At 62.5% G+C, this 14,785-nt stretch carries 15 protein-coding genes; 5 read left to right on the forward strand and 10 right to left on the reverse strand.

Annotated features, from left to right (window positions below; genetic code table 11):
* Positions 1 to 9 precede the first annotated feature (9 nt).
* The 3 genes from ACF8R4_RS14195 to ACF8R4_RS14205 all read right to left on the reverse strand — a co-directional run bounded on the left by ACF8R4_RS14195 (position 10) and on the right by ACF8R4_RS14205 (position 2,637).
* Complete coding sequence (locus ACF8R4_RS14195; RefSeq protein WP_060498614.1) at positions 10 to 1,920, reverse strand: potassium transporter Kup; 1,911 nt, start codon at positions 1,918 to 1,920, stop codon at positions 10 to 12.
* A 152-nt stretch (positions 1,921 to 2,072) separates the two neighbouring features.
* Positions 2,073 to 2,399: a helix-turn-helix domain-containing protein gene (locus tag ACF8R4_RS14200; RefSeq protein WP_060498613.1), complete on the reverse strand. Its 327-nt coding sequence runs from the start codon at positions 2,397 to 2,399 to the stop codon at positions 2,073 to 2,075.
* Positions 2,383 to 2,637, reverse strand: a complete 255-nt coding sequence (locus ACF8R4_RS14205) for a type II toxin-antitoxin system RelE/ParE family toxin (RefSeq protein ID WP_060498612.1) — start codon at positions 2,635 to 2,637, stop codon at positions 2,383 to 2,385. The genes ACF8R4_RS14200 and ACF8R4_RS14205 overlap by 17 nt, the downstream gene beginning before the upstream one ends.
* Positions 2,638 to 2,947: 310 nt before the next feature.
* Here ACF8R4_RS14205 and rimO point away from each other — a divergent pair, with 310 nt between their 5' ends.
* Positions 2,948 to 4,279 (forward strand): 30S ribosomal protein S12 methylthiotransferase RimO, encoded by a 1,332-nt coding sequence (rimO, locus tag ACF8R4_RS14210; RefSeq protein ID WP_060498611.1) that lies wholly within the window; start codon positions 2,948 to 2,950, stop codon positions 4,277 to 4,279.
* Positions 4,280 to 4,336: 57 nt separating this feature from the next.
* On the opposite strand, the gene ACF8R4_RS14215 is transcribed toward rimO, so the two are convergent.
* The 4 genes from ACF8R4_RS14215 to ACF8R4_RS14230 are packed head-to-tail and all read right to left on the reverse strand — an operon-like array spanning position 4,337 to position 8,222.
* Positions 4,337 to 5,086, reverse strand: a complete 750-nt coding sequence (locus ACF8R4_RS14215) for a hypothetical protein (RefSeq protein WP_060498610.1) — start codon at positions 5,084 to 5,086, stop codon at positions 4,337 to 4,339.
* A gap of 54 nt (positions 5,087 to 5,140) precedes the next feature.
* Complete coding sequence (locus tag ACF8R4_RS14220; RefSeq protein ID WP_392492732.1) at positions 5,141 to 6,826, reverse strand: DUF5666 domain-containing protein; 1,686 nt, start codon at positions 6,824 to 6,826, stop codon at positions 5,141 to 5,143.
* Complete coding sequence (locus ACF8R4_RS14225) at positions 6,823 to 7,617, reverse strand: DUF6502 family protein (RefSeq protein ID WP_060498608.1); 795 nt, start codon at positions 7,615 to 7,617, stop codon at positions 6,823 to 6,825. The genes ACF8R4_RS14220 and ACF8R4_RS14225 overlap by 4 nt, the downstream gene beginning before the upstream one ends.
* Before the next feature lie 47 nt (positions 7,618 to 7,664).
* On the reverse strand, positions 7,665 to 8,222 hold the full coding sequence (locus tag ACF8R4_RS14230; protein ID WP_392492734.1) for a hypothetical protein: 558 nt from the start codon (positions 8,220 to 8,222) through the stop codon (positions 7,665 to 7,667).
* A gap of 309 nt (positions 8,223 to 8,531) precedes the next feature.
* Between ACF8R4_RS14230 and ACF8R4_RS14235 the strand changes: the two genes are divergently transcribed.
* From ACF8R4_RS14235 to tsaA, 4 genes are all read left to right on the forward strand, one after another.
* Positions 8,532 to 8,984 carry a GNAT family N-acetyltransferase gene (locus tag ACF8R4_RS14235; protein ID WP_060498606.1) on the forward strand — a complete coding sequence of 151 codons (453 nt, stop codon included), beginning with the start codon at positions 8,532 to 8,534 and terminating at the stop codon, positions 8,982 to 8,984.
* A gap of 77 nt (positions 8,985 to 9,061) precedes the next feature.
* Complete coding sequence (locus tag ACF8R4_RS14240; protein WP_223625095.1) at positions 9,062 to 9,772, forward strand: rRNA pseudouridine synthase; 711 nt, start codon at positions 9,062 to 9,064, stop codon at positions 9,770 to 9,772.
* A gap of 47 nt (positions 9,773 to 9,819) precedes the next feature.
* Positions 9,820 to 10,281 (forward strand): DUF1456 family protein, encoded by a 462-nt coding sequence (locus ACF8R4_RS14245; RefSeq protein WP_060498604.1) that lies wholly within the window; start codon positions 9,820 to 9,822, stop codon positions 10,279 to 10,281.
* Between the two features lie 6 nt (positions 10,282 to 10,287).
* Positions 10,288 to 10,980 carry a tRNA (N6-threonylcarbamoyladenosine(37)-N6)-methyltransferase TrmO gene (gene tsaA, locus ACF8R4_RS14250; RefSeq protein ID WP_060498603.1) on the forward strand — a complete coding sequence of 231 codons (693 nt, stop codon included), beginning with the start codon at positions 10,288 to 10,290 and terminating at the stop codon, positions 10,978 to 10,980.
* Between the two features lie 63 nt (positions 10,981 to 11,043).
* On the opposite strand, the gene ACF8R4_RS14255 is transcribed toward tsaA, so the two are convergent.
* The 3 genes from ACF8R4_RS14255 to ACF8R4_RS14265 form a co-directional block, all read right to left on the reverse strand.
* Positions 11,044 to 12,366 (reverse strand): dicarboxylate/amino acid:cation symporter, encoded by a 1,323-nt coding sequence (locus ACF8R4_RS14255; protein ID WP_060498602.1) that lies wholly within the window; start codon positions 12,364 to 12,366, stop codon positions 11,044 to 11,046.
* Positions 12,367 to 12,674: 308 nt separating this feature from the next.
* Positions 12,675 to 14,021 (reverse strand): ATP-binding protein, encoded by a 1,347-nt coding sequence (locus ACF8R4_RS14260; RefSeq protein WP_016712022.1) that lies wholly within the window; start codon positions 14,019 to 14,021, stop codon positions 12,675 to 12,677.
* A complete protein-coding gene (locus tag ACF8R4_RS14265) occupies positions 14,018 to 14,695 on the reverse strand; it encodes a response regulator (protein ID WP_016712023.1) in 678 nt (225 codons plus the stop codon). The genes ACF8R4_RS14260 and ACF8R4_RS14265 overlap by 4 nt, the downstream gene beginning before the upstream one ends.
* Positions 14,696 to 14,785 lie beyond the last annotated feature (90 nt).

A 14,785-nucleotide genomic window follows, 5' to 3' on the forward strand; every position in this document is an offset into this window, starting at 1 on the left:
CCTTGACCATTAGATCTCGACCTGGGTCCCCAGCTCGATCACCCGGTTCAGCGGCAGGTTGAAGAAGCGCAGGTTACCGTTGGCATTCTTCAACAGGAATGCAAACAGGTTGCCCCGCCAGCGCGACATCCCCTCCAGCCGTGAAGCAATCACCGTTTCGCGGCTGAGGAAGTAGGTGGTGCGCATCGGGGTGAAGTCCAGCTCATCGAGATGGCACAGTTTCAACGCAGCCGGCACGTCCGGTTCGTCCATGAAGCCAAAGTGCAGCAACACGCGGAAGAACCCGTCACCGTAAGCTTCCACTTCGAAACGCTCCTGCTCCGGCACGCGCGGCCGGTCTTCGCTGACTACCGTCAGCAACACCACTTGGCTGTGCAGCACTTGGTTATGCAACATGTTATGCAGCAGCGCATGGGGTACAGCGTCGGCCCGCGCAGTGAGGAATACCGCCGTACCTTCGACCCGATGTGGCGGCTGAATACGGATACTGCTGATGAACAGCTGCAGCGGCAGCGCGCCTTCGTCGATACGCTCGACCAGTATCTGCTTGCCGCGCTTCCAGGTACTCATCAACAGGAACAGCACACCACCCGCCAACACCGGGAAGGCACCGCCCTGGACGATTTTCGGCACGTTGGCAGCGAAGAACAGCCCGTCAACAAACAGGAAACCCACCAGGATCGGCACCGCCAGCACAGGGGGCCATTTCCACAGCAGCAACATGACGGCCGACACCAGAATAGTGGTCATCAGCATGGTGCCGGTCACCGCCACACCGTAGGCCGCCGCCAGGGCGCCGGACGACTCGAAACCGATCACCAGCAGCACCACCCCGACCATCAGCGTCCAGTTCACCGCCCCAATGTAGATCTGCCCCTGCTCGTCGCTGGAGGTGTGCTGGATCTGCATGCGTGGAATGTAGCCCAGCTGGATGGCCTGGCGGGTCAGGGAGAACGCCCCCGAGATTACCGCTTGCGAGGCGATCACCGTGGCCATGGTCGCCAACCCGACCAACGGCAGCAACGCCCAGCCCGGTGCCAGCAGATAGAACGGGTTACGAGCTGCGTCCGGGTTTTGCAGCAATAGCGCACCCTGGCCGAAATAGTTGAGCACCAACGCGGGCAGTACCAGAATGAACCAGGCCCGGGCGATCGGCTTGCGGCCAAAGTGGCCCATGTCGGCGTACAGCGCCTCGGCACCGGTCAACGCCAGCACCACTGCGCCGAGAATGGCCACGCCCATGCCGGGGTGCACGATGAAGAAATTGATCGCCCAACCTGGGTTGAAGGCCTTCAGCACTTCCGGGCTCTGCGAGATGCCATGTACGCCCAGTGCGCCCAGCGCCACGAACCAGGTGACCATGATCGGGCCGAACAGCTTGCCAATCTTCTCGGTACCGTGCTTCTGCACCAGGAACAATGCCACCAGCACCACCAGCGAAATCGGCACCACCCAGTGGTCGATACCGTCAAACGCCAGGCCCATGCCCTCCACCGCCGACAGCACCGACACCGCCGGGGTGATCATGCTGTCGCCATAGAACAGCGAAGCGCCGATCAGGCCGCAGATCACCATCAGCGTACGCAACCGCGGGTAGGCCGCCGTGGCACGCCGCGCCAGCGCGGTCAGCGCCATGGTGCCGCCCTCGCCCTGGTTGTCGGCACGCAGGATGAACATCACGTACTTGAACGACACCACCCACAACAGCGACCACAAGATCAGCGACAGGATCCCCAGCACGCCATCATGGTTGACCGGCACCCCATAACCGCCGGTGAAGACTTCCTTCAGGGTGTACAACGGGCTGGTGCCGATATCGCCATAAACCACCCCGACCGCCGCCACGAGCAGGCCCAGCGACCGCGCCGCGCCCTGCTTCCCCTCGTGCCCGCCCTCGGCGTGACTGCTTGCCTGAACCATCGACCACTCCCGCAGACGGCCTTTTAGGCCAGTAGAATTCTCACCTGCGCCGAGGTAACACTGACACCCCGGACGCAATGGCGCGAAGCATAGCGCAGCGTTCGTCGATTTTCTGCTGGTCCACCTTTGTCAGAGCGAGATGGCGGCAAAAACTAAAGGTCCAGACACTGCATGGGTATGCCCAAGGCAGCGGCAATCTTTTCGCGAGTAGCCTTACGCGGGCGCTCTGCTGTTTCTTGCTGGGCATAGGCTGACTGCGAGATCCCCAGGCGCTGGGCGACTTCAGCCTGAGTCAGGTCAAGATGCCTGCGCCAGGCAGCAATGGCAGTCATGCCGTCCTTCACCATATAGCCAACCACCTCGTTGGGCACCAAGTCCGGTTGCGGGCGGCTGGCGATGTAATCGGCATAGGGCAACACGACAAAGGCAGGACGACCGTCGGCGCCATTGATGATCTGTACATTAGTAGGTGTGCTCATCGCGCTTCTTGACCTCCTCGATGCTGACAATTTTCACGCCTCCATCCCAGTCGAACAGAACCCGGTAGTTACCTACCCTTAGCCGGTAACCATAATGGTGGTTGACCAGCGCCTTGACGCTTTGAGCGTGCGGCATGTGCGCCAACGCCTGAACGGCGTCGTAGACCTTGGGTTGATCAACCTTGTCGATTTTCCTGAGTTGCTTCACTGCGTTGCGTGACCAGTTGATCGTATTCATATCCACGCCAGTCTTATAAGAAAACTATAAGAATTGAATAAGTTCAAGAAAAGGTTTCATAGGCGTGAAAGAGGGTGATGACAGGAGCTCATCGGTTCAAGGGGAGGCATTGCCTGGCTGTGTTTCGAGGTTTTACCAGTCGTGCACAGTCCGGTTGGCTTGCATAGCGCAGCGTTCGTCGTATTTCTGCTGGTCAAGCGACGTCACGCTCGCTAGAATTGCGCACTTTTTGATCAGAGGCGCCCAAAGCGCCCGTCAAGATCGCCCCCGATTCCGGCCGGGCGACCTGCATTCAATACCGAGGTTAGTCATGTCCACCACGCCCGCCACCCCCAAGGTAGGTTTCGTAAGCCTGGGTTGCCCTAAAGCCCTGGTCGATTCCGAGCGCATCCTGACCCAGCTGCGCATGGAAGGCTATGAAGTCGTGCCCACCTACGAGGACGCCGACGTGGTGGTGGTCAACACCTGCGGCTTCATCGACAGCGCCAAGGCAGAATCGCTGGAAGTGATCGGCGAAGCGATCAAGGAAAACGGCAAGGTCATCGTCACCGGCTGCATGGGTGTCGAAGAAGGTAGCATCCGTGATGTGCACCCGAGCGTGCTGTCGGTCACCGGCCCGCAGCAGTACGAGCAGGTGGTCAACGCCGTGCACGAAGTGGTACCGCCACGCCAGGACCACAACCCGCTGATCGACCTGGTGCCGCCTCAGGGCGTCAAGCTGACCCCGCGCCACTACGCGTACCTGAAAATCTCCGAAGGCTGCAACCACAGCTGCAGCTTCTGCATCATCCCGTCAATGCGCGGCAAGCTGGTCAGCCGCCCGGTGGGTGAAGTGCTGAGCGAGGCCGAGCGCCTGGTCAAGGCCGGGGTGAAGGAGATCCTGGTGATTTCCCAGGACACCAGCGCCTATGGCGTCGACGTCAAGTACAAGACCGACTTCTGGAACGGCCGCCCGGTCAAGACCCGCATGCTCGAATTGTGCGAAGCACTGAGCAGCCTGGGCGCCTGGGTACGCCTGCACTACGTGTACCCGTACCCGAACGTCGACGACGTGATCCCACTGATGGCCGCCGGCAAGATCCTGCCGTACCTGGACATCCCGTTCCAGCACGCCAGCCCGAAAGTGCTCAAGTCGATGAAGCGCCCGGCCTTCGAAGACCGCACCCTGGCGCGCATCAAGAACTGGCGCGAACAGTGCCCCGAGCTGGTGATCCGTTCCACCTTCATCGTCGGCTTCCCGGGCGAAACCGAGGAAGACTTCCAGTACCTGCTGGACTGGCTGACCGAAGCCCAGCTGGACCGCGTGGGCTGCTTCCAGTACTCGCCAGTAGAGGGCGCACCGGCCAACGACCTGGGCCTGGAAGAAGTGCCGGACGACATCAAGCAGGACCGCTGGGACCGCTTCATGGCCCACCAGCAGGCCATCAGCGCCGCCCGCCTGCAACTGCGCATCGGCAAGGAAATCGACGTGCTGATCGACGAAGTCGAGGAGCAAGGTTCAGTTGGCCGCAGCTTCTTCGATGCCCCGGAAATCGACGGCAGCGTGTTCATCGACGGCGATCATGGCTTCAAGCCAGGCGACAAAGTGCGCTGCCGTGTGGTGGATGCCGACGAGTACGACATGTGGGCCGAGCCTATCTGAAGCGGCTGAAACACTGAAAAGCCCCTGCCCCGGTAAGCCGGCGCAGGGGCTTTTTTGTCAGAACGTGCGAAACAGCATCAGCCCCCCCTCTGCATCCGGGCTGGCGTCCGAAAAGCCTTTGACCGCATACAGTTGCACTTTCCATTGCGGGTTGAGCTTGTGGGTCAGGAACAAGGTCAGTTCCTTGATCTGCGACCCTGTCGAGACCACCTTCTGCCGCCAGTCGTAGGACGCGCCCGCCGACGTGCCCGTAGCCACAGGCATGGCAAAGCCGAGGCTGGCGAATACCGGGTCGTCGAAATCGCTGTTGGGTGGGTCGCCGAACTTCTTCCAGCCCAGTGTCGCGAAGCCGGTGACCGAGCCAAAGCCCTTGGTGATGTCGACCTGGGCAGTGTAGTCGTATTCGCCGGTACCCAGGCACTGGTCTTCATCAGCGGTGGGGAATTTGACCTTGCCGATCAGGTCCAGCATCAGGCCGCCGTCGATGCCATCGAGCAGGGCGTACCCGGCGCTGGCAACCGTGTCGCCCAGCCCGCTTTCCACATCCCGGCAACCGCCGGGCAAGGGGTCACCATTCGGGCCGACTTCCGGGTTGGTGATGCGTAGCCAGGGAACGGTGACCTTGTAGGTCATGGGGCCGGTTTCATACTTGCCGACCACGGGCACGTACCAGATTTCCGACGTGGTGCCCGTGCCATAGTCGCCGCTTGAATAGTCCATGCCGATGGCCGCGCTGAAGGTGTCAGCCAAGGTTGATACGCTGGTGCATGACAGCAGGCAGGCGAGAAGCGGGAGGGTCGGTCTCATCGGCACCTCGGTATCCCGTCGGGAAGTGTGAGCGGACATACCCAGCCTAGTTGCCTAACGCCCGGAACGCTCCGGATGCTCGACTTTTTCGGCGGTCTCTATCCTCTCCGGTTTTTCGACTTTCTCGACTTTTTCAACCTTCTCGACCTTTTCAGGCTTTTCGACTTTCTCCACCTTTTCGACTTTCTCTACTTTTTCGGGCTTCTCGACTTTTTCAACCTTCTCGACCTTTTCAGGCTTCTCGACTTTCTCCACCTTTTCGACTTTCTCTACTTTTTCGACCTTCTCAACCTTCTCAACCTTCTCAACCTTCTCAACCTTCTCAACCTTCTCGGCCTTTTCTACCTTTTCGACTTCGACCCGCTCTACCCGGTCAGAACGGCCACTGTTGCTGCTTTCAGGCTGCTCTACCGTTTCGACAGGCTCTGCCTTGCCAGACTTGTCCACGTTGTCTGACTTGCCGTGCCCGCTGGCGTCCTCAATGTCGCTGCCACCGCTGTGATCCTCACGGCCTTCGGTGCCAACAGCGGTCGCTTCGCGTGTGCCATGGCCACTGTTGCCTGAACTGCCGGAATCACTGCTGCCGTGCTCGCTGCCACGCCCCGAATGGCCTCTGTCCGGGTTGTCGGCGCGGTCATCCTGGAACTCCACACGCGTTGCCCGCAGTTCGTGAGCGCCATTGAATACACCACTCACCCGCACACGCTGATCGAGCGCCAACGCCGCCGCCGGTTTACCAACGATCACGGTGCCCTGCCCCAGCGTCACATTGATGCCTGCAACCACCAGTTGCCGAGCCTGCGCGCGCTGCACCAGCCCTTCGACCACCGCCTGCTGCACACGGCCAGCAAACGGCAGGCTAGGGTCAGGGCGGGTTTGCGCCACTTCCAGTTGACGCCCGGTCCACTGGCCGCGCACCAGCAGTTCCCGTGCCGGAGCTACGCGGGTACCCAGTTGCAGCCCTTGAAGGCTACCAGGGCGATCAATCGCCCCAATGGCACTGGCCTCTCGCAGCCCCGGGGCCCGTTCGATACGGGTCGCCACCACTTCGCCCCTGGCATCGCGCAAGCCGCTGACCCGGACCGGCTCGCCCGGGCGCAGCCCTTGCGCCACCCGCGCGCCTGCGGCAAGGCGCACCGGTTGCCCCATCACCCGCAGCGGGGCCGAAGCGCTGGGGAGCGCCGTCAGCGGCCCTTCGTAAGCGTTGAGGATCGAGATACGCCCAGCCTGCAGGCCGCGCTGGGTGGCAATGGCCTCCACCGCCACAACCTGCCCGATGGCCAGGTGAGCACTGCTGGCCGGTGCACCGTTCTGACTCACCGGTACGTCTTTGCCATAGTGCACTTCCATGCCATTGACGCAGATCGAGGCAAACCCGGTGATGGTGCCGACAATGCCGGTACCGCCCGGGCGCAGGATTGGCGCACCGGTACCGCCAACACCGCCACTGCTGTGATCAAAGTAGGTGCCGTCCACACCCTCCGCCACTGCACCCGTACCGCCTGTGCCACCGGGGCGCTGCGGATGCGGTGCGCCAGTGCCGCCAACACCACCGTTTTCACTGCGCACACCGGTGCCGCCCGTCCCTCCCGGAAACTGCACGCCTGCGGCACCGGCCATCCCCACTTCATCACGGCTGACACACACCGGCGCTGCGGCCACCTCGGCAGGCGCCATCAGGTTCAACCCGAAAACCAGGGCGAGCGTGATAGCACTGAGGCAGCGCGCAAGAGAAGTCATGGGCCGGGTGTCTTCGACAAATCGGGCTGGGTAGCTTCAGTGTAGAAATAAAGCCCTACGGTGATGCGCTGACGCTGCTCGACGGCGGGCTCATCAGCGCCCTCCAGCTCTGCTGCAAGCCGGCTGAAAGCAAGCAGCGTCTGCATGCCATTCGTGGAAACCACTTCACGCACGTGTTCGACGCTGGCCAGGCTCAAGGCATCATAGTGAACGCTGCGCTCAAAGAACGGCTGGCCTTCGCCACTGAGGTTGTGCACCGCTGCGCAGGCATGGTCATGCAGGTTGTGGCCAAAGTAGGCGGCTTTTTCATCGAAACCCGTCTGCGGCACGAATGCCTGGGCCTCCAGGTGCACACAATCCTGCTCGTCGAGCCGGACGATGCCAAGGCGTAACCACTCATCCAGCACAACCCGGCCACGGATATCGGTGCTGACCTTGGCCACCAGGGCATCGAATGAACAGTCGCCGCCGACACTGGCCAAACGCGGCAGTGCCAGCGCCTGGCCAGGTGCCGAGCAGAACGGCGGGCTGGTGGTCCATACATTGACCAACTGTGCACCCAGGGTGATGTTTGCCGGCAAGGCTGCGAGCGCCGTGCCGCCTTCACTGCGAATCCGCCGGACATCCTTGCGGTGCACGCCTGTGAGCAGGCTGACACGGCTGTCGGTGGGCGGGGTGCCGTCCAGGCGAAACTCGCGGTGGGCTACGTCGACGAACACGTCCTTGAGCAGGTCGGCGAACACCGTGTAGGTCACCCCCTTGCGCAACATCAAGCGCACCAGCGGACGCATGACACGCCGCAGTGCGCTTAACATCGAAGGGGGAGAAGTTGGGCTGATCAACGCCTGTCAGCTCCTGCTGTTGTCATCACCCGGTTCGCCACCCACAGGGTTGCCGCGATCGTCACCAGGTTCACCACCCACGTGATTGCCGTGATCATCGCCAGGCTCGCCGCCGACATGATTACCATGATCATCCCCGGGCTCACCGCCAACATGGTTGCCATGATCGTCACCGGGCTCACCGCCAACGTGATTGCCGTGATCGTCACCGGGCTCACCACCCACGTGATTGCCATGATCGTCACCCGCCTCAGCATGGTTGCTGCTGCGACCAGCGTTTGAATTGCCGTCGTGGCCGCTACCACTGTTGCCGGCATGGCCGCCACCGTCTCCGCCACTGCCATGGCCACCACTGCCACTTCCGCTGCCACCACCGTGGCCACCACCACCACCACCGCCACTTCCGCCACCACCACTTCCACCGCCGTGGCCTCCGCCTCCGCCACCACTCCCACCACCGCCGTGGCCTCCGCCGCCACCGCCACTTCCACCACCACCGTGACCGCCGCCTCCACCGCCGCCGTGACCACCGCCACCGCCACCATCTTTGGCATAGGCGCTGGAGCTGTGAGAAATCGTGTCAGGGATCAACACAATGGACGTCGAAAGCACGCCAGCTACGGCAACCGCCAGTAAGGCCTTCTTGAACAGCAGGTGGATTTGCATAGTCCGTCTCCAGGTTGTCGCCACGAGAACGCCAAATCAGTAAAAGTCTTGTTGTCAGTTTTAGTTTTTCTTTGCGTGGGATTTTTTCCCACGCTTAATTAATAGACCCCTACCCCCCGCCGTTCAAGCGCTACACAGACAAGCCGACCGGTGGTTGGGCTGCTATGTTTTCCCTATCGCCATGGAGGACCACCGGCATGCCTGCGCCACTGACGTTGCAAACGCCGCGCTTGAGCGACTACAGCGAGCTGGTACAGGTGTGGGAGGACTCGGTACGCGCCACCCATCACTTCCTGCCAGAGGGCTATATCCTGCTGCTGCGCGACCACGTGCTGCGCCGCTACCTGGATGCGGTGATGCTGGTCTGCTGCAAGGACCGGCAACGTATCTGTGGCTTCGCCGGGGTCGCCAACGGGCGCGTGGACATGCTCTTCGTCGCACCTGAGTACCGCGGCCAAGGGGTTGGCAAGCGCCTGCTGCACTATGCGATCGACGAACTGAACGCCGAACGCCTGGACGTCAACGAGCAGAACCCGCAAGCCCTGGGCTTCTACCTGCATGAAGGTTTCGAAGTGTTCGGCCGTTCAGACACCGATGGCCTGGGCCAGCCCTACCCGCTGCTGCACATGCGCCTGCGCAAAACGGCGTAAATGACACAGATTCCCAGCCCCTGCGCCGCGCAGGCAGGTACAATGCGGGTCTTTCCCTGCCTTTGCGAATTACCGTCATGTCTGAACCCGTCCGCCTGTCCAAACGCCTCATCGAGCAGCTGGGTTGCTCCCGTCGCGAGGCCGAGTTGTATATCGAAGGCGGCTGGGTGACGGTCGATGGCGTGGTCGTCGAGCAGCCGCAGTTCAAGGTTGAGCAACAGCGCGTCGAGCTGTTACCGGGCGCCCGCGCCGAAACGCTGGAACCGGTGACCCTGCTGATGAACCAACCCGCCGGTATCGACAGTGAAACCGCCCGCGCCAGCATGAACCTGGGCAACCTCAGCGAGGCTCACCGCGAAGGCGTGCGCGCCCTGCACGGGCATTTTGCCCGGCAGGAGTGCGTGGCGCCGCTGGAGCGCGGCGCCACCGGCCTGCAGGTATTCACCCAGGACTGGCGGGTAACGCGCAAGATCAACGCCGACCTGCGCCGCCTGGAGCAGGAGTTCATCGTCGAAGTGCGCGGCGAAACCACGCCCCAGGCGCTAGAACGCCTGGCGCGCGGGGCCACGCGCAATGATCGCGAACTGCCTAAGACCAAAGCCAGCTGGCAAAACGAGACCCACCTGCGCATGGTGCTGAAAAACCCGCAGCCCGGGCAAATCGCCGAGCTGTGCGCCTACCTGCGCCTGGAGCTGGTAAGCATGCGCCGTATTCGCCTGGGTGGCGTATCGATGGGCAAACTGCCGCTAGGCCAATGGCGCTACCTGGCCACTACCGAACGTTTCTAAGCAATACGCCACGCACACGCGTGGCACCTGAACAGGATTCTGCAGCAATGAACCACAACGATGTCCTGCGCAGCCTGCGCTACATGCTCAAGGTGAACGACGCCAAGATGGCTGAAATCATCGGGCTTTCCGGCCTCGAAGTGCATCCTCTGGTGCTGGCCACCTACCTGAAGAAAGAAGAAGAGGAAGGTTTCGTACGTTGCCCTGAGCGGGTGATGGCGCACTTCCTCGATGGCCTGGTGATTCACCGCCGTGGCAAGGATGACAGCCGCCCACCGCTGCCGGTCGAGCTGCCGGTGACCAACAACCTCATCCTCAAGAAGCTGCGGGTGGCCTTCGAGCTCAAGGAAGACGACCTGCACGCGATCCTCAAGTCGGTCAACTTCCCGGTCAGCAAGCCAGAGCTCAGCGCGCTGTTCCGCAAGGCCGGCCACGACAACTACCGCCCGTGCGGTGACCAGCTGCTGCGCAACTTCCTCAAGGGCCTGACCCTACGCGTGCGCGGCTGAGTGGCCATGCAGCACACGGTTGCCCCGGTCGGTATTGTGCGCTCCTGCTTCAAGGAGAAGTTCGCCATCCCGCGCCAGCCGCAGCTGGCGCCTGCGGCGCGCGGCGTGCTCGAACTGCTGCCGCCGTTCGACCAGGGTGATGCGGTCGAAGGCCTGGAGCAGGTCAGCCATGTCTGGCTACTGTTCCTGTTCCACAAGGCCCTGGAAGACAAACCCCGCCTGAAAGTGCGGCCACCGCGCCTGGGCGGCAACAAGAGCATGGGTGTGTTCGCGACCCGCGCCACCCACAGGCCCAACGGCATCGGCCAGTCAGTGGTGCGTCTGGAGGGGGTAGAGCCTGGCCGCCTGTTGCTGTCCGGGATCGACCTGCTCGATGGCACGCCGGTACTGGACATCAAGCCCTATGTGCCCTACGCCGACAGCATCCCGGGCGCCAGCAACCAGATGGCCAGTGAAGCACCCGCTGCGATTGCCGTGCAGTGGGGTGAAAACGCCCTGCCCCAGGCTCGCGAGCACGCACTACGCCTGGCTGAGCCACTGGTAGAGCTGATCGAGCAGTGCCTGGCCCAGGACCCACGACCGGCCTATCAGATACCACCGGCCGAACGGGTGTATGGGGTGAAGTTCTGGGATGTGCAAGTGAGGTGGCATTACCCGCAGCCGGAGGTGATCCGGGTGCTGGAAGTGGTGCTGGCCTGAACGCGGCACGAACATGAAAAAGGCGACCTCAAGGGTCGCCTTTTTCATTTAACCATCCCGCGATCAGCGAGCCGGGCCTTCGGCCACGCCCAAGTCATCGGTAGGACGGGTATCGACCAGCGGAGCACCACCGGAAGCCAGCTCCGAAGCGAGCTTGTCGTTGTCCATTTCCTTGACCCACTTGGCAACCACCACGGTAGCAACGGCGTTACCTACCAGGTTGGTCAGGGCGCGGGCTTCAGACATGAAGCGGTCGATGCCGAGGATCAGCGCCAGGCCAGCAACTGGCAAGTGGCCAACAGCCGACAGGGTGGCGGCCAGCACGATGAAGCCCGAACCGGTAACGCCGGCAGCACCTTTGGAGGCCACCAGCAGCACCAGCAGCAGGGTGATCTGGTGAGTGATGTCCATGGTGGTGTCGGTGGCCTGGGCGATGAACACCGCGGCCATGGTCAGGTAGATCGAGGTGCCATCCAGGTTGAACGAGTAACCGGTCGGGATCACCAGGCCGACAACCGACTTCTTGGCACCCAGGCGCTCCATCTTGGCCAGCATGCGTGGCAGTGCCGATTCCGACGAGGAAGTACCCAGCACGATCAGCAGCTCTTCACGGATGTAGCGGATCAGCTTGAGCACGCTGAAGCCGTGGGCGCGGCAGATACCGCCCAGCACCACCAGCACGAACAGCAGGCAGGTGATGTAGAAGCAGGCCATCAGGTAGCCCAGTTGCACCAGCGAGCCAACGCCGTACTGGCCAATGGTGAAGGCCATGGCGCCGAAGGCACCGATCGGAGCCAGCTTCATGATCATGTTGATGATGTTGAACATGACATGGGCAAAGCGGTCAATCATGTCCAGCAACGGCTTGCCATAGCTGCCCAGGCGGTGCAAGGCGAAGCCGAACAGCACCGAGAACATCAGCACTTGCAGGATGTCGCCGTTGGCGAAGGCGCCGACCACGGTGTTGGGGATGACGTTGAGCAGGAAGCCGACGGTGGTCTGCTGCGCGCCGGCGGCGGCGTAGGCAGCCACGCTGCTGGCGTTCAGGGTGCTGACGTCGATGTGCATGCCAGCGCCTGGCTTGACCACGTTGACGACGACGAGGCCGATGATCAGGGCGATGGTGGAGACGATTTCAAAGTACAGCAGCGCGTAGCCGCCGGTCTTGCCGACCGACTTCATACTCTGCATGCCGGCGATGCCGCTGACCACGGTGCAGAAGATGATCGGGGCGATGACCATCTTGATCAGTTTGACGAAGCCGTCACCCAAAGGTTTGAGGGCGACGCCCGTTTCCGGGTAGTAGTGGCCGAGCAGAATGCCGATGGTGATGGCGACCAACACCTGGACATACAGGGATTTGTACAGCGGCTGACGTGTCGTCATGGCTCATTTTCCTCAAGTGTGCCGGCCCACCCTTCCCAGGGTGATGGGGCACCTGAATCGCTAACCCTCCTGCACCCGGAGGGATTTGTCGTTGTGTTCGAGCTGCCTGGGCAGGCCTCTGAAGGGATCAATAGCAAGGGTGGTGCCAAAATGCCCACGAAGGGTGCAGAGGCCGTATTTGCTAGGGATAAATGCCCAACGACGGGGCGATTTGCCTGAGGAAGGCTGGCGGATTTCCGCCCGGTGGCGGGATTTGTACAGGGGGTATGGCGGGAATCCGCCCGATACGATTTGCCTGTGCCGGCGAATCAATCGAGGTTGAAGGTGATCCGGAACGCGGCCCCACCCAAGGGCGAATCCCCAAGGCTCAGCTCGGCGTCGTAGCTGTCGACGATATCCTTGACCACCGCCAGCCCGATACCCTGCCCCGGGTGCTGGCTGTCCAGCCGTTCCCCCCGCTCCAGGATGCGCTCACGCTGATCGGCCGGCACCCCCGGCCCATCGTCCTCGATACACAAGGTCAACTGCCCGGGCGCCTGCTCCAGGCTTACCCGCACCTGGCCCAGGCTCAGCCGGTAGGCGTTTTCCAGCAGGTTGCCGAGCATCTCCAGCAAGGCGCCCTGCTCCATCGGCACCTGTGCCGCATCAGGCACCTCCAGGGCCACGTTCACCTGTTTGTCCCGGTAAACCTTGGCCAGCGTGCTGCACAAACTGTCGAGCAACGGCAGCAGCCTCACGCTGTGGCGCACCAGGCCGCTCTTGCGCAGGCTGGCGCGTTGGAGCTGGTAGTCGATCTGCTGGCTCATGCGCTCGATCTGGCTTTGCAGCACCCGCGCCTGCTCGCGCTCGCCGCTGCGCTGCTGCAGGCTCTCGCCCACACCTTGCAACACCGCCAGCGGCGTCTTCAGGCTGTGGGCCAGGTCATCCAGCGAATCGCGATAGCGCGTGCGTTGCTCGCGCTCACTGCGGAGCAGGCGGTTGAGCGAACGGGTCAAGCGCAGCAACTCGCGAGGGTGCTCGCCGCTCAGGCCGTCGCGTGCGCCCGATTCCACCTCATCCAGCTCGTGGCTGAGCCGCCGCAAGGAACGCAGCCCCCAGGTCAAGCCCGCCCATAACAGCACCATCAATGCCAGCAAGGCAGCACCAAAGCCCAGGTAGAGCTTTTCTCGCAGGCCATTGAGGGTGGCCTTGTATTCGCTCACCGGCTGCAGGGCGACAATGCTGTAAGCGGCACTTTGGCCGCCCAGCAGCTTGATCTCGACGTCGTAAACGAAGAATTCTTCGCCGTCGGACTGGTGAATGCGGGCAAACTCGTTACCCCGCCCGTCGTAGCGCGGGCTGTAATTGATGTGCCGATCGGCAGTGGCCCGCGACTGCCAGACCAGGTTGCCGTCGCGGTCGAAGATGTAGCCCAGCAGGCCGGTATACGGCAGGTTGTAACGCTCGTCCGGCAGCAGCGTCGGCATCTGCAGTTGGCCATGCTCGATGCGCGCGGCGGAAATCAGTGTGGTCACATCCGAGGCCAGCCGCTGCTCGATCGATTCCTGCAGGGCCAGGCTGAAGGCTTTCTGCAAGGCCGGCAACAGCGCCAGCATGAACAGCAGCGCCAGCACGGCGGCGGCCAACATCAGGCGTACCCGCAGGGAGCGGATCATCGGCAGCGCTCTGTGAACAGATAGCCCAGGCCGCGCACGGTGTCGATGGGTTTGAAGCCGTGCTCGCCCTCAAGCTTGCGGCGCAGGCGGCCGACCAGCACCTCGATGACATTGGGGTCGCGCTCCTCGTCCCCCGGGTACAGCTGCTCCATCAGGCGCTCCTTGGCCACGACCTGCTGATGATGGCGCATGAGGTATTCGAGAATGCGGTACTCGTAGGCCGTCAGCGCCAGGGGGTGTTCGTCGAGGGTGGCCTGTTTGCGGTTGAGGTCGAGCACCAGGGGGCCGGCGGCGATGGTCGACTGGGTGAAGCCGCTGGATCGGCGCAACAGGGCATTCAGGCGAGCCTCCAGCTCTTCGAACTGGAACGGCTTGACCAGGTAGTCGTCAGCACCGGCCGCCAGGCCCTCGACCTTGTCCTGCCAGTTGCCACGGGCAGTGAGGATGAGGATGGGGAAGGTCTTGTCCTGGCTACGTAGGCGCGTGATCAGCTCCAGGCCACTGATGCCGGGCAGGCCCAGGTCGATGATGGCCAGGTCGAAGTGGTATTGCCCGGCCTGGTACAGGGCCTCTTCGGCGTCGGCAACGGCCTCGACCACATGGCCGCTTTCGCCCAGTCGGGTGTAGAGGTGATGGCGAAGCAGAGCTTCGTCCTCGACCACCAGCAGTTTCATGTGCAGCTCCTTATGTGTATTGCCTGTAGCAGCCCTTTCGCGGGCAAGCCCGCTCCCACAGGTACCGCACAGCTTTTGAAGCCTGTGCAG

It is taken from the genome of Pseudomonas sp. FYR_2, assembly GCF_043106425.1.
Lineage (GTDB): Bacteria > Pseudomonadota > Gammaproteobacteria > Pseudomonadales > Pseudomonadaceae > Aquipseudomonas > Aquipseudomonas monteilii.